Genomic DNA, 15,736 nt, shown 5'->3' on the forward strand with positions numbered 1-15,736 from the left:
AGCTCGACATGGGCCTTTTGATCGACGGCCGCTGGCACGACCAGTGGTATGAAACAGGCAAGGACGGGGCCTTCAAACGCGAAAACGCTCAGCGCCGCAACCCTTTGCCCGCGCCTGAGGCCGGCCGTTATCACCTGTACGTATCACTGGCTTGCCCATGGGCTCATCGCACCCTCATTTTCCGCGCCCTCAAGGGCCTGGAGCCACTCATCGATGTGTCGGTGGTGAGCTGGCTGATGCAAGAAAACGGCTGGACCTTCGATCAGCAGCAAGGCTCTAGCGGCGACCATTTAGACGCGCTTGAGTTTCTGCACCAGCGCTACACCCAGGATGACCCGCATTACACCGGGCGCGTGACCGTGCCAGTGCTGTGGGACAAGCAAGAGAAACGCATCGTCAACAACGAATCGTCGGAGATCATCCGCATCTTCAACAGCGCCTTCGACGAGCTGACCGGCAACCGCCTGGACCTGTACCCCGAGCCTTTGCGGCCAACGATCGAAGCGCTGAACGAGCGGATCTACCCGGCAGTGAACAATGGCGTATACCGCGCAGGTTTCGCCACCACCCAGGATGCCTACGAAGCGGCATTCGACGAGGTTTTTAATGAACTGGATTACCTGGAGGCGCTGCTGAGCCGCCAGCGATACCTTGCCGGAGAGTACCTGACCGAGGCCGATGTACGCCTGTTCACCACGCTGGTGCGCTTCGATGCGGTGTATCACGGGCACTTCAAGTGCAACCTGCGGCGCCTGAGCGACTACCATAACCTGTCAAACTGGCTGCGTGAACTGTACCAGTGGCCGGGGGTAGCACAGACGGTGGATATGGAACACATCCAAAAGCACTATTACATGAGCCACAAGACCATCAACCCGAATGGGATCGTGCCCAAAGGGCCGTTGCAGGACTTTGGCCTGGCGCATGATCGGGAGCGGTTGGCGGGCCAAGGGATCTGGGTTAACCGCTAATAAGGTTGGGGCCGCAAAGCGGCCCCAACGATTTCAGCTGTCTTGCGAACCTTCAAACCACGCCAGCTTCTCACGCAACTGCACCACTTCCCCGACAATCACCAGGGTCGGGGCATGCACTTCATGCTGGGCGACAAGGGCCGGCAAATCCGCCAAGGTGCCCGTGAACACTCGCTGATTACGCGTCGTTCCCTGCTGCACCAACGCCGCAGGCGTACTGGCCGCACGGCCATGACGAATCAGTTCGGCGCAAATGGTCGGCAAGCCCACCAACCCCATGTAGAACACCAGGGTCTGGGCCGGTGCCACCAGGTCATCCCAAGGCAAATTGCTGGTGCCGTCCTTGAGGTGCCCGGTAACGAAGCGCACCGATTGAGCATAATCGCGATGGGTCAGCGGAATACCGCCGTAGGCTGAGCAACCACTGGCGGCGGTAATGCCCGGCACCACCTGGAACGGGATGCCCTGCTCGGCCAGTTCTTCGATTTCCTCGCCACCACGGCCAAAGATGAACGGATCGCCACCCTTGAGCCTCAGCACGCGCTTGCCCTGCTTGGCCAGATCGACCAACAGACGGTTGATCTGGTCCTGCGGCACGGCATGCTCGGCGCGGCGTTTGCCGACGTAGATACGCTCGGCATCACGCCGGCACATCTCGATAATGGCCGGGGCCACCAGGCGGTCGTACAACACCACATCGGCCTGCTGCATCAGGCGCAAGGCGCGGAAGGTCAGCAAGTCCGGATCGCCCGGCCCTGCCCCTACCAGATACACCTCACCGCCCTGCTGCACCGGCGCGCCATCGACCATCGCCTGCAACAAGCGCTCGGCCTCGGCGCCCTGCCCGGCCAGCTGGCGCTCGGCGATCGGCCCCTGGAACACGTTTTCCCAGAAGCCGCGACGCTGGTTGACGTCCGGGTACAGGCGTTTGACCTGGTGCCGGAAACGCGCTGCCAACCCGGCCAGTTCACCGTAAGCCGAAGGGATCCACGCCTCCAGCTTGGCGCGAATCAAACGCGCCAGCACTGGCGCATCACCGCCACTGGAGACTGCCACCACCAACGGCGAGCGGTCGACGATGGCAGGGAAGATCACCGTGCACAGGGCCGGCGCGTCCACCACGTTGACCGGCAGGTTGAGCGCCTGGGCATCGGCCGACACCTGGGCGTTGAGCCCAGTGTCGTCAGTGGCCGCGATTACCAGCCGGCAACCGACCAGGTCGGCCGCCTGATAGCCTCGCACCAGGACCTCACCACCACCTTCCCGGGCCAGTACGGCCAGTTGGCCGTCAACCTCGGGCGCCACCACGCGCAGCGCGGCGCCGGCATCCGCCAGCAGGCGCGCCTTGCGCAAGGCAATTTCACCGCCGCCGACGACCAGTACTCGGCCGCCCTGCAGCTTGTGGAACAGTGGCAGGTAATCCATTTAGCGGATGACCTCGACACCACCCATGTACGGCTTGAGCACCTCAGGCACACGGATCGAACCGTCGGCCTGCTGGTAGTTCTCCAGCACTGCCACCAGGGTGCGGCCTACTGCCAGGCCGGAACCGTTGAGGGTGTGCACCAGCTCTGGTTTGCCGGTTTCTGGGTTGCGCCAGCGGGCCTGCATGCGACGCGCCTGGAAATCACCGCAGTTGGAGCAAGAGCTGATCTCGCGGTACTTGTCCTGGCTTGGCACCCACACTTCCAGGTCGTAGGTCTTCACTGCACCGAAGCCCATGTCGCCGGTGCACAGGGCCAGCACGCGGTAAGGCAGCTCCAACAGTTGCAGCACACGCTCGGCGTTGCCCGTCAGGCCTTCCAGGGCTTCCATCGACTTGGACGGCTCGACAACCTGGACCATCTCGACCTTGTCGAACTGGTGCTGGCGGATCATGCCGCGGGTATCACGGCCCGAAGCGCCGGCTTCACTGCGGAAGCATGGCGTGTGGGCAACCAGCTTGAGCGGCAGTTGCTTGGCATCGAGGATTTCGCCGGCGACCAGGTTGGTCAGCGACACCTCGGCGGTTGGGATCAGGTAGAAGTCGGCTTCGCCTTCGCGGCTGATCTTGAACAGGTCTTCCTCGAATTTCGGCAACTGGCCGGTGCCCTGCAGGGCCGGCGCCTGTACCAGGTACGGGGTGTAGTGCTCTTCGTAGCCGTGCTCGCCGGTGTGCAGGTTGATCATGAACTGCGCCAGGGCGCGATGCAGGCGGGCGATCGGGCCACGCAGCACGGCAAAGCGGGCGCCGGACAGCTTGGCAGCAGCCTCGAAGTCCAGGCCACCGCTGATCTCGCCCAGGGCGACGTGGTCCTTGATGTCAAAGTCGAACGCTGTAGGGGTGCCCCAGCGGCGCACTTCGACGTTGTCGTCTTCGCTGGCACCGACCGGTACGCTGGCGTCCGGCAGGTTGGGGATGGTCAGCAGGATGCCGTCCAGCTCAGCCTGGATGCCGTCCAGTTCGACCTTGCCGGCGGCCAGTTCATTGGCCATGCGCTCGACGTCGGCCATCAGCGGCGCGATGTCTTCGCCTTTGGCTTTGGCCTGGCCGATGGACTTGGAGCGGGCGTTACGCTCGGCCTGCAGCTGCTCGGTGCGGGTTTGCACGGCCTTGCGGCGCTCTTCCAGTGATTCGATGCGCGCGACATCCAGGCTGAAGCCACGGGAGGCCAGGCGATCCGCCACTTCCTGAAGTTGGCCGCGTAACAGTTTGGAATCGAGCATATCGTTCTCTCGTTATGTGTAGGTGTTGGTTCAGAATCGGGTCAGGGACAGGCCGGCCCAGGTTGCGAGCAGCCCGCCCACCACGCTGATACCGGTATAGCCCAAAGCCAGGGGCATCTGCCCGCTTTCCATGAGGCGTACGGTATCGAGCGAAAAGGAGGAAAACGTCGTCAAGCCGCCAAGGAAGCCGACGATCAGCCCGGCGCGCAGCTCGACCGGCACCAGCGGCTTGTGCAAAAACAGGCCATAAAGCAGGCCGATCAGCAGGCAGCCGATCAGGTTGACCGCCAGCGTACCGAGATAGAAGTGCCGTGGCCAGTGGGCAACCACCCAGTTCGAGGTGGCAAATCGCAGCAGCGTACCCGCAATCCCCCCGGCGCTGACAGCAGCGATCACTGCAATCATGGTTTTCTCCTTTGCCGGGGGCTGCTGCGATCCAGCTCGGCCAGGTACCGTAGCTTCTCGCCGATTTTCAGCTCCAGGCCGCGGGGCACGGGCTGGTAATACTGGCGTGGCTCAAGCTGGTCGGGGAAGTAATCCTCGCCCGCCGCATAAGCATCGGGCTCGTCATGGGCATAGCGGTATTCATCGCCATAGCCCAACTGTTTCATCAGTTTGGTCGGGGCGTTACGCAGGTGCAGCGGCACCTCCAGCGAACCATGCTCGGCGGCTTCGCGCAGCGCGGTCTTGAAGCCCATGTACACCGCGTTGCTCTTCGGCGCGCAGGCAATGTAGGTGATGGCCTGGGCCACTGCCAGTTCACCCTCGGGGCTGCCCAGGCGCTCTTGTACATCCCAGGCCGACAGGCACAGGCTCAGGGCACGCGGGTCGGCATTGCCGATGTCTTCGCTGGCCATGCGCACCACGCGCCGAGCGATGTACAACGGGTCGCAACCACCATCGAGCATGCGCGCGAACCAGTACAGCGCAGCATCGGGGTTGGAGCCGCGCACCGATTTATGCAGCGCCGAGATCTGGTCATAGAAGGCCTCGCCGCCTTTGTCGAAGCGTCGGCGGCTGTCGCCGAGCAGGCTTTGCAGCAGCTCGACGCCAATTTCGCTGCCATCTTCAGCCAGGTCCGAGGCATTTTCGAGAAAATTGAGCATGCGCCGGCCATCACCGTCAGCGGCCGCCATGAGCATCTTGAACGCCTCGTCGCCGACCCGCAGGTTGTGCTTGCCCAAACCGCGCTCTTCAGTGAGCGCACGGTCGACCAATTTGCGCAGGGCCGGCTCATCCAGGCTCTTGAGCACATACACCCGCGCCCGCGAGAGCAAGGCGTTGTTCAACTCGAAAGACGGGTTTTCAGTGGTGGCGCCGATGAAGAGCAGCGTGCCGTCTTCTACATAGGGCAGAAAAGCGTCCTGCTGCGACTTGTTGAAGCGGTGCACTTCGTCCACGAACAGAATGGTCCGACGACCATACTGAGCCGCCTGTTGCTTGGCCACCTCGACCGCCTGGCGGATCTCCTTGACCCCTGCCAGCACCGCCGAGACCGTTTCGAAGTGAGCGTCACAGAACTGCGCCAGCAGCCGCGCCAGGGTGGTCTTGCCGACCCCGGGCGGCCCCCAGAAGATCATCGAGTGCAATGCCCCCTGCTCCAGCGCCTCGCGCAGCGGCTTGCCGCGCGCCAGCAGGTGCTCCTGGCCGACATACTCGTCCAGGTTGGACGGGCGCAGGCGAGCGGCCAAAGGCTGGGCAACGGGTTCGCTTCGAAACAGGTCCATCACGGGCTCCGCTTACTCCTGGATGATGTCCGCGCCTTTCGGGACATCGAACTTGAACGTGCTGTCCGGCACCGCCTGGTTGGCCTTTACGCCATTGAACAGGATGTTGGTGCGCTGGCCGACGCTGTCGATCAGTTGCATGTCATTGATCAGGCCCTTGCGGAACGACACGCGCAGCGAGTCGAACAGGGTGTCCTTGGTTTTCGGTTTGAGGGTGAAGTCCATTACTTCGCCCTGCTCTTTCGAGGCGATGTCGAAACTCTGGCTGATCTTCGAGACGTCACCGGACAGCAGCAGTGCCGGGGTCTGGTTCAGACGCACGTCGAGCTTCTTGATGGTGGCCTGTTCCAGGTCCGGGTCCCATAACGTGACGTTCTTGCCGTCCGACACCACCACCTGCTCCTGTGGTGCATCGGTGTGCCAGTAGAACAGGCCCGGGCGCTTGACTGTCATCTTGCCCGAAGTTTCCTGCAGGCTGGTGCCATCGGCACCCAAGGTCAGCTGGGAAAAGTTGGCCTCGATGGTCTGCGACTTTTCCAGCAGCTGGGTCAGGCGTTGTACATCTTGCTCACCGGCAAAAGCCGAAACGCTGCCCAGAGCAAGGGCAGAAACCAACAGCATGCGAATCGCGCGCATGGTAATCCTCATTGAGCATTGAAAAGGCCGGGCGCCACCGTTGGCGCCCGGCAAGGTGTTCATCAATCGCGCGGGCCGCCCGGGGCAATCACTTCCCGCGAGCCGTTGCTGTTCATCGGGGTGACCACGCCGGCCATCTCCATCGCCTCAATCATGCGGGCGGCGCGGTTATAGCCGATCTTCAGCTTGCGCTGCACCGCCGAAATGGACGCACGACGGCTTTCGAGCACGAATTGCACGGCCTCATCATACAGCGCATCGCTTTCCGAATCGTCGCTGTCACCGCCACCACCACCGCCTTCGAAGCCACTGCCGGCCTCTTCGACGCCGTTGAGGATGTCGTCGTTGTAGTCCGGCGCGCCGCGCTGCTTCCAGGCCTCCACCACACGGTGCACTTCGTCATCGGAAACGAACGCGCCATGCACACGAATCGGCAGGCTGGTGCCCGGCGGCATGTAGAGCATGTCACCGTGACCGAGCAACTGCTCGGCGCCGCCCTGGTCGATGATCGTGCGGGAGTCGATCTTGCTCGACACCTGGAACGCCATGCGAGTCGGGATGTTGGCCTTGATCAGGCCGGTGATCACGTCCACAGACGGGCGCTGGGTGGCGAGGATCAGGTGAATACCAGCGGCACGGGCCTTCTGGGCGATACGGGCGATCAGCTCTTCGACCTTCTTGCCGACGATCATCATCATGTCGGCAAATTCGTCGACCACCACCACGATGGTCGGCAGGGTCTTCAGCGCAGGCGGCTCATCGTCCATGCTTTCGCGGCGGTACAGCGGGTCGTGAATGACCTCGCCCGCTTCCTGGGCGTCCTTGATCTTGCGGTTGAAGCCGCCCAGGTTACGCACGCCCATGGCGGCCATCAGCTTGTAGCGCCGCTCCATCTCGGCCACGCTCCAGCGCAGCGCGTTGGCGGCGTCCTTCATGTCGGTAACCACCGGGCACAGCAAGTGCGGGATGCCCTCGTAGATCGACAGTTCGAGCATTTTCGGGTCGATCATGATCAGCCGCGCATCTTCCGGCCCGGACTTGAACAGGATCGACAGGATCATCGCGTTCACACCCACCGACTTACCGGAACCGGTGGTACCGGCGACCAGCAGGTGCGGCATCTTGGCCAGGTCGGTGATCACCGGCTTGCCGCCAATGTCATGCCCCAGCGCCAGCGCGACGGGCGATTTGGATTCGTCGAACAATGGCGACGACAACACTTCGGAGAAGCGCACCATCTGCCGGTTTTCGTTGGGGATCTCGATACCCACGGTGGTTTTGCCCGGGATCACCTCGACCACGCGCACGCTGGTCACGGCCAGGGATCGCGCCAGATCCTTGGCCAGGTTGGCGATGCGGCTGACCTTGACGCCGGCCGCCGGCTGGATTTCGTAGCGGGTAATGACCGGGCCTGGGTGGATGGAGTCCACCGAAACCTCCACGCCGAATTCCTTGAGCTTGATTTCCAGCAACTGGCCAACGCCGGCCAGGGATTCTGGCGAGTACTCGATCTTCTTCTGCTCGGCCGGATCGAGGATGGAAATGGAGGGCAACGTGCCTTCCACGGCGCTGTCGACGAACAGGGGCGCCTGCTTCTCCTTCATCACCCGCTTGCTTGGCTCCGGCGCCTTAACCGGGGCGGGAGGGATGATCACCGGGGCTGCGGGTTGCTCACGCGGCGCCACCGCCTCGCGGGCCACCAAGGTCTCGCGTGGCACCACAGGTTCGCGCGGCGCAGCAGGCCGGGCCGGCGCTTCGTCGCGTTCGACGTTGCGCTCGCGCAGCTGTGGCTTGACCGGCTCGCGCTTCTGCGCGGCCATTGGCGCCGTGTTGAAGCTCGGCTCATCGACTTCGCGCAACTGCGCCTCCAGGCGCTTGCGCTCGTTGCGGGCTTCCCACCAGCGGTTGGCAGCACCCTGCACCAGTTCGAACAGGTCGAGGGTGATCTTGCCGGTCATGTCCATCACTTTGAACCAGGACAGGTCGGTGAACACCGTCAGGCCGAACAGGAACAGGGCAATAAACATCAGCGTGCTGCCCTGCACGTTCAGCAGGCTGCGCGCGAGCTCGCCGAGGCTTTCACCCAGGGCGCCGCCCGCCGAGAACGGCAGGCTCGCCGGCGGGTGGAAATGGATGTGCGCCAGGGCCGCGCCCGACAGCACAAGGAACACCAGCCCAATCAGGCGCCAGGAGAACAGCCAGCCGCTCCATTCCCAGGGCTGGTGGCGTTCGCGGAAGATCTGCAACGTCTTGATCGCCAGCAGCAGCGGGAAGATATAGGCGAAATAGCCCAGCACCATGAACAGGATATCGGCGAAGTAGGCGCCCGCTCGCCCGGCGGCGTTCTGCACCTGGTCAACGTTGCTGGTGTGGCTGAAGCCAGGGTCGGAGGTGTCGTAGGTCAGCAGCGCCATCCACAGGTACAGGCACATGGCGCCGACGGCGATCAACGCACCTTCCTTCAGGCGATAGTGCAGCTGCTGCCGCCACATAGGCACTGGCAAGGGAGCTGGAGTTGCGGTGGATTTCTTCAAAACGCGTCTATTCCTGCGCGTGCTGCGCGTCCAATAGTGATCGGCCGGTGCCCGGCCAATGAACCACTACTTTTAACATTACTGCCCGCTAGCCGCCATGACGGCGCGCCGCACATGGGCTTGAGGGTGCTACTTTCACTTAGCTGCAATTTGAGCATGCATTTTCTTTTGTGACAAAGGCTTATGCTGTGTTTTTGCACAGGTATGACAGCAAATGTCCCGGTTGGTGCCTGTGGCCACATGAATGTGCGGGAAAATACCTGGAGTCACAGCGAATGGATTTCAACGATTGACCCTGCTTTTCAGCCACGCCATGCTGGCCGCTCCCCTCCCCCACCGCACAATAGACCATGCTCACCTGGCTGACCCGCGACTCGCTGACCTTTCCGCCCTTGGAAAAGGCCCTGCATGAACCCAACGGCCTGCTCGCCGCCGGCGGCGACCTGAGCCCCGAACGCCTGGTGCAGGCCTATCGCCACGGCTGCTTCCCCTGGTACCAGGACGGCCAGCCGATCCTCTGGTGGTCACCCAACCCCCGCACCGTGCTGCTGCCAGACGAGCTGCACGTCTCGCGCTCGCTGGCCAAGTTCATCCGCCAGGGCCGCTACCAGGTCAGCTTCGACACCGACTTCGCCGCCGTGATCGCCGCCTGCGCGGCGCCACGCGACTACAGCGGCGGCACCTGGATCACCGACACCATGCGCGCCGCCTACTGCGAGCTGCACCGACGCGGCCATGCCCACTCGGTGGAAGTACGCCAGGACGGTGAGCTGGTCGGCGGCCTGTACGGCCTGGCCATGGGCCGCCTGTTTTTCGGCGAATCGATGTTCAGCCGCGCCGACAACGCCTCCAAGGTCGGCTTCGTGACCCTGGTCACGCACCTGCGCCAGGCCGGTTTTGTGCTGATCGACTGCCAGATGCCGACCAACCACCTGCACAGCCTTGGCGCCCGCGCCATCAGCCGCGCCGAGTTTGCCGGGTACCTGGAGCGCTACCTCGATCAGCCCAACAGCGCCACCTGGGTTCGCTAGGCGAGTTCTCATAGCTGGCTTACACTTAAAGGCAAAGTCTCACCGAGGGGGTTGATCATGACAGAGTTGGCGCGGTTGAAGTTCTATGCCACTCAGCCCCACTCCTGCAGCTACCTGCCCGAGGAGCAAGCGACCACGCTGTTTCTCGACCCCAGCCAGCCGATGGACGTGAACGTGTACGCCGACCTCTCGGAGATGGGTTTTCGGCGCAGTGGCGATCACCTGTACCGCCCCCATTGCCAGAACTGCAACGCCTGCGTACCGGCACGCATTCCGGCGGCGCGCTTCATCCCCAACCGCCAGCAGCGACGCATCCTCAAGCGTAACGCCGACCTGACCGTAACCGCTGCCCGCCCGGCGTTCAAGGAAGAGTACTTCGACCTGTACCGGCGCTACATCGAGATCCGTCACGCCGACGGCGACATGTACCCGCCCAGCCGCGACCAGTTCTCCACCTTCCTAGTGCGCGACCTGCCGTTCTGCTGGTTCTACGAGTTCCGCCTGGCGGGGCGCCTGCTGGCAGTGGCGGTGTGCGACCTGCTGCCTAACGGCCTATCGGCGGTGTACACCTTCTACGAGCCCGATGAAGAGCGCCGCAGCCTGGGCCGATTCGCCATCCTCTGGCAGATCACCGAAGCCCTGCGGCAGAATCTTGAGGCGGTTTACCTCGGGTACTGGATCAAGAACTGCAAGAAGATGAATTACAAGACGCAGTATCGCCCCATCGAGCTGCTGATCAACCAGCGCTGGGTCACCCTCAACTGAAAGCATTGGCTTGAAACACTATTTTCCGGCATAATCCACGCCACTTTTTTGCCCGGTGCGGTTATGCGTCGGGCCAACACTGGATACCGAGGGCTCAACTGCATGTCGAAAGAAGACAGCTTCGAAATGGAAGGTACTGTCGTCGACACCCTGCCCAACACCATGTTCCGCGTGGAGTTGGAAAACGGGCACGTCGTAACCGCGCACATCTCCGGAAAGATGCGCAAGAACTACATCCGTATTCTCACTGGCGACAAGGTCCGCGTCGAACTGACACCTTACGATCTGAGCAAAGGCCGCATCACTTACCGTGCGCGCTAAGCCCAAGCCATGAAAAAGCCCGGCCAAGTGCCGGGCTTTTTTGTGCACTCAAGATTGCAAGGGGCTGCTCCGCAGCCCATTCGCAGGCAAGCCCGCCCCCACAAGGGCATGTGACACCTGTGGGAGCGGGCTTGCCCGCGAATGGGCCGCATAGCGGCCCCGCTATCAGGCAACCTCAGCCGTGGTCTCGAAGTCGAACACCAGTTCGCCATCGCGCAGGTCGACGTGCACCACGCCGCCATGCTCGGCCAGCTCGCCAAACAGGATCTCCTCGGCCAGCGGCCGCTTGATCTTGTCCTGGATCAGCCGCGCCATTGGCCGCGCACCCATCTGCACATCGTAGCCCGAGGCCGCCAACCAGCCGCGTGCGTCATCGCTGACTTCCAGCAGTACACGCTTGTCTTCCAGCTGGGCCTGCAGTTCGATAAGGAACTTGTCGACGATGCTCTTGATCGTCTCGTGGCTCAGGCGGCCAAACTGGATGATGGTGTCCAGACGGTTGCGGAACTCCGGCGTGAAGCTCTTGCGAATGACCTCCATGGCATCGGACGCATGGTCCTGATGGGTAAACCCGATCGAAGCCCGCGCCGCGGTTTCAGCCCCGGCGTTGGTGGTCATGATCAGGATCACGTTGCGGAAGTCCGCCTTGCGCCCGTTGTTGTCGGTCAGCGTGCCGTGGTCCATCACCTGCAGCAGCAGGTTGAAGACTTCCGGATGCGCCTTCTCGATTTCGTCCAGCAGCAGCACGCAATGCGGCTGCTTGGTGATCGCTTCGGTCAACAGGCCACCCTGATCGAACCCGACGTAGCCCGGCGGCGCACCGATCAGGCGCGAAACGGTATGCCGCTCCATGTACTCGGACATGTCGAAGCGCACCAGCTCAACACCCAGCGCCTTGGCCAACTGCCGCGCCGCTTCGGTTTTGCCGACACCGGTTGGCCCGGCGAACAGGAACGAGCCGACCGGTTTGTCGGGCGCCTTGAGCCCTGCACGGGACAACTTGATCGCAGTAGCCAGTGAGTCGATGGCAGGATCCTGACCGAACACGGTCAGCTTCAGATCACGCTCCAGGTTGCGCAGCAGCTCCTTGTCGGAACTGGTGACATGCTTAGGCGGAATGCGCGCAATCTTGGCGACAATGTCTTCGACCTGCGGCACTTCGATACGTTTGACCCGGTTTGCCTCAGGCTGCAGGCGCTGGTAGGCACCCGCCTCGTCGATCACGTCGATGGCCTTGTCCGGCATGTGCCGGTCATTGATGTAGCGCGAGGCCAGCTCGGCGGCGGCGCGCAAGGCTTCGTCGCTGTACTCGATGTTGTGGTGGCTCTCGAACCGGCCCTTGAGCCCGCGCAGGATCCCCACGGTGTCTTCCACCGAAGGCTCGCTGACATCGACCTTCTGGAAGCGCCGCGCCAATGCACGATCTTTCTCGAAGATGCCGCGAAACTCCTGGAAGGTGGTCGAGCCGATGCAGCGAATGTCGCCGGACGACAACAGCGGTTTGAGCAGGTTGGACGCATCCATTACCCCACCGGAAGCCGCACCGGCGCCGATGATGGTGTGGATCTCGTCAATGAACAAAATCGCCTGCGGACGCTTGCGCAGCTCGCCGAGCAGCGCCTTGAAGCGCTTCTCGAAGTCGCCACGGTACTTGGTGCCGGCCAGCAGCGCACCCAAATCGAGGGAGTACACCACGCTCTGGGCCAGCAGGTCAGGTACCTGACCGTCGACGATACGCTTGGCCAGGCCTTCGGCGATGGCCGTCTTGCCCACCCCGGCCTCACCGACCAGCAGCGGGTTGTTCTTGCGCCGACGCGCCAGGATCTGGGCGACACGCTCGACTTCCTGCTCACGGCCCACCAGCGGGTCGATACGCCCGGCACGTGCCAGTTCGTTCAAGTTGCTGGCATAGGCGTCCAGCGGGTTGCTCGACGATGACGTTTCGCCACCGTCCTCGTCCTGCATTTCCTGCTCGCCGTCGGTGTTCGGGCCATGGCCCGGCACCTTGGAAATGCCATGGGCAATGTAGTTGACCACGTCGATACGGGCCACGCTCTGCTGCTTGAGCAGAAACACAGCCTGGCTTTCCTGTTCGCTGAAGATCGCCACCAGCACGTTGGCACCGGTCACTTCGCGCTTGCCAGAGCTTTGCACGTGGAACACGGCACGCTGCAGCACGCGCTGGAAGCCCAGGGTCGGCTGGGTCTCGCGGTCTTCGTCGTTGACCGGAATCAAGGGCGTGGTGGAATCGATGAACTCTTGCAGGTCGTGCTTGAGTTTGTCGAGATTGGCGCCACAGGCGCGCAGAACGGTCGCGGCAGCCTCATTGTCAAGGAGTGCCAGCAGCAGATGTTCGACGGTCATGAACTCATGACGCTTCGAACGAGCCTCCTTGAAGGCCAGATTGAGGGTGACTTCGAGCTCGCGGTTTAACATAGCTTCACCTCATACCCAAGTGGTCGGCGATTAACCGTCCTTCTCGATTTCACAGAGTAGCGGATGCTGGCTTTCCCTGGCGTATTGGTTGACCTGCATGGCCTTTGTTTCGGCGATGTCACGGGTAAACAATCCGCACACTGCCCGCCCTTCGGTATGGACGGTCAGCATGATCTTGGTCGCCAGCTCGCGGTTCAGACTGAAGAACGTCTCGAGCACTTCGACGACGAAATCCATTGGTGTGTAGTCATCGTTGAACAAAACCACCTTGTACATGGGTGGCGCCTGCAGGATCGGCTTGGCTTCCTGGACAGCGAGACCGGAGCCGTCCTCCTCATTCGATTGCGGGCGATCCTGATTGAATGTTAGTCGAATCTCACTAGGTGCATGCATGGAAAGAATTTCATCATGATCGACAGGTTAAAGTTGTGGGTTGAGCGCAAAGTCAGCCTCCAGCGCACGCGCCGCATGACCTTGACTATCGGCAAAACGGTGTTACAACCAATAAGAACCCACCGTGGTCGATAAAGATCCGCGCAGTCAACCAGATTTTTCGCATGGTTCGTATGCGGATGAAGTGGATGATACTCCAGTGATGGAGTCCTTTGCAGAGGGACATAGGGATGGCAAGCGGTAAAGTCAAGTGGTTCAACAATGCTAAGGGCTACGGATTCATCAACGAGGAAGGTAAATCCGAAGACCTGTTCGCCCATTACTCGGCCATCCAGATGGACGGATACAAGACGCTCAAGGCCGGCCAGACCGTGGAGTTCGACATCATTCAAGGCCCCAAAGGCCTGCACGCGGTCAATATAAAGGGCAAGGAGGCCGTTACCGCTACGGCGGCCAAGGCCCAAGGCCAGACCGCGAGCGAAACCGCGAGAGCCTGAACCACTGCTCCCTGCCGGTATACGAAAAAACCGGTCGTCTCTTTAGCCAGGCGACCGGTTTTCTCTTGCCTTACATGTGCTTGATCATCTCATCGCCGAAGCCCGAGCTGCCCACCAGCTTCGCCCCGTCCATCAGGCGTTCGAAGTCGTAGGTCACAGTCTTGGCGGCAATCGCGCCATTGGTGCCCTTGATGATCAGGTCGGCCGCCTCGGTCCAGCCCATGTGGCGCAGCATCATCTCTGCCGACAGAATCACCGAGCCTGGGTTGACCTTGTCCTGCCCGGCGTACTTGGGCGCGGTGCCATGGGTGGCCTCGAACATGGCCACGGTGTCGGACAGGTTGGCGCCCGGCGCGATGCCGATGCCACCGACCTCCGCCGCGAGGGCGTCGGACAGGTAGTCACCGTTGAGGTTGAGCGTGGCGATCACGTCATACTCGGCCGGGCGTAGCAGGATCTGCTGGAGCATGGCGTCGGCGATGGCGTCCTTGACGACGACCTCGCGGCCGGTCTTGGGGTTCTTGAACTTCATCCACGGACCGCCGTCGAGCAGCTCGGCGCCAAACTCATCCCGTGCTACCTCGTAGCCCCAGTCCTTGAAGGCCCCTTCGGTGAACTTCATGATGTTGCCCTTGTGCACCAGGGTCAGCGATTCACGGTCGTTGTCCACCACATACTGCAAGGCCTTGCGCACCAGGCGCTTGGTGCCCTCGCGGGAGACCGGCTTGACGCCGATGCCGCAGTCCTGGTCGAAGCGGATCTTGGTGACGCCCATCTCCTCCTTGAGGAACTTGATCACCTTGTTCGCCTCGGGCGACCCGGCCTTCCACTCGATGCCCGCGTAGATGTCTTCGGAGTTCTCGCGGAAGATCACCATGTCCACATCGCCAGGCTTTTTCACCGGGCTCGGCACGCCCTGGAACCACACCACCGGGCGCAGGCACACGTACAGGTCAAGCTGCTGGCGCAAGGCCACGTTCAACGAACGGATGCCGCCACCGACCGGCGTGGTCAACGGGCCTTTGATCGACACCACGTACTCACGCACCGCGTCGAGGGTTTCCTGCGGCAGCCAGGTGTCCTGGTCATAAACCTGGGTGGCCTTCTCGCCCGCGTACACCTCCATCCAGGCGATCTTGCGCTTGCCGCCGTAGGCCTTCTGCACGGCGGCATCCACCACCTTGATCATTACCGGCGAGACATCGACGCCGATCCCATCGCCTTCGATGAAAGGAATGATGGGGTTGTCAGGCACATTGAGCGAATGGTCTGCATTGACGGTGATCTTGGCGCCGTCGGTCGGAACCTTGATTTTCTGGTATCCCATGCTTGCACTACTCCGCTATCGGGTGTGATTGGACATCCTGCGATCCCACTGAGCCTAAACCACATCCGCCGACCTGCAAGCACTGCGACAACACACCACATTGCCCCTACGTCTTTGGTCTTATAAATGGCGCCGATGTCACTTCGCCTTGCTGAATAGCCCGATTGGTTTGATATACTGCGCCGCGACCGAAGGGTCACCGGGGCGAACCCTAGGAAAATGCGGCTCGCCCTTGGCCATGAATGGCCACGAAGCCTGGGCTGTTACCGCAGTTCAGCACTTGACGCTCGACTGATGCATCCACCATCACCGCTCGCAGCCTCTCGACTTTCCGCTCATGGCGTCGCCAGGGCGAAGCGCCTACCCTGCGCACCTCGAGACTCGAGTACGCT

At 62.1% G+C, this 15,736-nt stretch carries 14 protein-coding genes; 5 read left to right on the forward strand and 9 right to left on the reverse strand.

The features are described 5' to 3' along the window. The first annotated feature begins 8 nt into the window (after positions 1-8). Complete coding sequence (locus OGV19_RS14180; RefSeq protein ID WP_264309352.1) at positions 9-971, forward strand: glutathione S-transferase family protein; 963 nt, start codon at positions 9-11, stop codon at positions 969-971. A gap of 33 nt (positions 972-1,004) precedes the next feature. On the opposite strand, the gene cysG is transcribed toward OGV19_RS14180, so the two are convergent. The 6 genes from cysG to OGV19_RS14210 form a co-directional block, all read right to left on the reverse strand. Next, a complete protein-coding gene (gene cysG / locus OGV19_RS14185; protein ID WP_264309353.1) occupies positions 1,005-2,396 on the reverse strand; it encodes a siroheme synthase CysG in 1,392 nt (463 codons plus the stop codon). Beyond that, positions 2,397-3,677, reverse strand: coding sequence for a serine--tRNA ligase (serS, locus tag OGV19_RS14190; protein WP_264309354.1), 1,281 nt, complete (start codon positions 3,675-3,677; stop codon positions 2,397-2,399). A 30-nt stretch (positions 3,678-3,707) separates the two neighbouring features. Beyond that, entirely contained in the window at positions 3,708-4,082 is a 375-nt protein-coding gene (crcB, locus tag OGV19_RS14195) for a fluoride efflux transporter CrcB (RefSeq protein ID WP_264309355.1), read from the reverse strand. After that, on the reverse strand, positions 4,079-5,404 hold the full coding sequence (locus OGV19_RS14200) for a replication-associated recombination protein A (RefSeq protein ID WP_264309356.1): 1,326 nt from the start codon (positions 5,402-5,404) through the stop codon (positions 4,079-4,081). Before OGV19_RS14200 ends, crcB begins: the two co-directional genes overlap by 4 nt. A 12-nt stretch (positions 5,405-5,416) precedes the next feature. Next, positions 5,417-6,040 (reverse strand): outer membrane lipoprotein periplasmic chaperone LolA, encoded by a 624-nt coding sequence (lolA, locus tag OGV19_RS14205; RefSeq protein ID WP_264309357.1) that lies wholly within the window; start codon positions 6,038-6,040, stop codon positions 5,417-5,419. A gap of 62 nt (positions 6,041-6,102) precedes the next feature. Then, positions 6,103-8,574, reverse strand: coding sequence for a DNA translocase FtsK (locus OGV19_RS14210; RefSeq protein ID WP_413470102.1), 2,472 nt, complete (start codon positions 8,572-8,574; stop codon positions 6,103-6,105). A gap of 350 nt (positions 8,575-8,924) precedes the next feature. Here OGV19_RS14210 and aat point away from each other — a divergent pair, with 350 nt between their 5' ends. The 3 genes from aat (at position 8,925) to infA (ending at position 10,691) form a co-directional block, all read left to right on the forward strand. Further along, entirely contained in the window at positions 8,925-9,605 is a 681-nt protein-coding gene (gene aat, locus OGV19_RS14215; RefSeq protein WP_264309358.1) for a leucyl/phenylalanyl-tRNA--protein transferase, read from the forward strand. A gap of 57 nt (positions 9,606-9,662) precedes the next feature. Continuing rightward, positions 9,663-10,370, forward strand: coding sequence for an arginyltransferase (locus OGV19_RS14220; protein WP_264309359.1), 708 nt, complete (start codon positions 9,663-9,665; stop codon positions 10,368-10,370). A gap of 102 nt (positions 10,371-10,472) precedes the next feature. Next, positions 10,473-10,691 carry a translation initiation factor IF-1 gene (gene infA / locus OGV19_RS14225; protein WP_002553999.1) on the forward strand — a complete coding sequence of 73 codons (219 nt, stop codon included), beginning with the start codon at positions 10,473-10,475 and terminating at the stop codon, positions 10,689-10,691. A 165-nt stretch (positions 10,692-10,856) separates the two neighbouring features. Here the strand turns inward: infA and clpA are convergent, their stop codons facing one another. Together clpA and clpS are read right to left on the reverse strand one after the other, a co-directional pair. Next, positions 10,857-13,127, reverse strand: coding sequence for an ATP-dependent Clp protease ATP-binding subunit ClpA (gene clpA / locus OGV19_RS14230; protein WP_264309360.1), 2,271 nt, complete (start codon positions 13,125-13,127; stop codon positions 10,857-10,859). A 30-nt stretch (positions 13,128-13,157) separates the two neighbouring features. After that, on the reverse strand, positions 13,158-13,520 hold the full coding sequence (gene clpS, locus OGV19_RS14235; protein WP_264309361.1) for an ATP-dependent Clp protease adapter ClpS: 363 nt from the start codon (positions 13,518-13,520) through the stop codon (positions 13,158-13,160). Between the two features lie 230 nt (positions 13,521-13,750). Here clpS and cspD point away from each other — a divergent pair, with 230 nt between their 5' ends. Further along, entirely contained in the window at positions 13,751-14,017 is a 267-nt protein-coding gene (gene cspD, locus OGV19_RS14240; protein WP_264309362.1) for a cold shock domain-containing protein CspD, read from the forward strand. A gap of 70 nt (positions 14,018-14,087) precedes the next feature. Here the strand turns inward: cspD and icd are convergent, their stop codons facing one another. After that, positions 14,088-15,344, reverse strand: coding sequence for an NADP-dependent isocitrate dehydrogenase (icd, locus tag OGV19_RS14245; RefSeq protein WP_264309363.1), 1,257 nt, complete (start codon positions 15,342-15,344; stop codon positions 14,088-14,090). Between the last annotated feature and the right edge of the window lie 392 nt (positions 15,345-15,736).

The sequence above is a fragment of the Pseudomonas putida genome, from assembly GCF_025905425.1.
In the GTDB taxonomy this organism is placed as follows: domain Bacteria; phylum Pseudomonadota; class Gammaproteobacteria; order Pseudomonadales; family Pseudomonadaceae; genus Aquipseudomonas; species Aquipseudomonas putida_AF.

Excerpts from the sequence above, each read along its gene's own strand:
- cspD (WP_264309362.1), top strand. The coding sequence starts at position 13,751 with ATGGCAAGCGGTAAAGTCAAGTGGTTCAACAATGCTAAGGGCTACGGA.
- clpS (WP_264309361.1), bottom strand. The coding sequence starts at position 13,520 with ATGCATGCACCTAGTGAGATTCGACTAACATTCAATCAGGATCGCCCG.
- OGV19_RS14220 (WP_264309359.1), top strand. The coding sequence starts at position 9,663 with ATGACAGAGTTGGCGCGGTTGAAGTTCTATGCCACTCAGCCCCACTCC.
- infA (WP_002553999.1), top strand. The coding sequence starts at position 10,473 with ATGTCGAAAGAAGACAGCTTCGAAATGGAAGGTACTGTCGTCGACACC.
- serS (WP_264309354.1), bottom strand. The coding sequence starts at position 3,677 with ATGCTCGATTCCAAACTGTTACGCGGCCAACTTCAGGAAGTGGCGGAT.
- clpA (WP_264309360.1), bottom strand. The coding sequence starts at position 13,127 with ATGTTAAACCGCGAGCTCGAAGTCACCCTCAATCTGGCCTTCAAGGAG.
- aat (WP_264309358.1), top strand. The coding sequence starts at position 8,925 with ATGCTCACCTGGCTGACCCGCGACTCGCTGACCTTTCCGCCCTTGGAA.
- lolA (WP_264309357.1), bottom strand. The coding sequence starts at position 6,040 with ATGCGCGCGATTCGCATGCTGTTGGTTTCTGCCCTTGCTCTGGGCAGC.
- cysG (WP_264309353.1), bottom strand. The coding sequence starts at position 2,396 with ATGGATTACCTGCCACTGTTCCACAAGCTGCAGGGCGGCCGAGTACTG.
- OGV19_RS14180 (WP_264309352.1), top strand. The coding sequence starts at position 9 with ATGGGCCTTTTGATCGACGGCCGCTGGCACGACCAGTGGTATGAAACA.
- icd (WP_264309363.1), bottom strand. The coding sequence starts at position 15,344 with ATGGGATACCAGAAAATCAAGGTTCCGACCGACGGCGCCAAGATCACC.
- crcB (WP_264309355.1), bottom strand. The coding sequence starts at position 4,082 with ATGATTGCAGTGATCGCTGCTGTCAGCGCCGGGGGGATTGCGGGTACG.
- OGV19_RS14200 (WP_264309356.1), bottom strand. The coding sequence starts at position 5,404 with ATGGACCTGTTTCGAAGCGAACCCGTTGCCCAGCCTTTGGCCGCTCGC.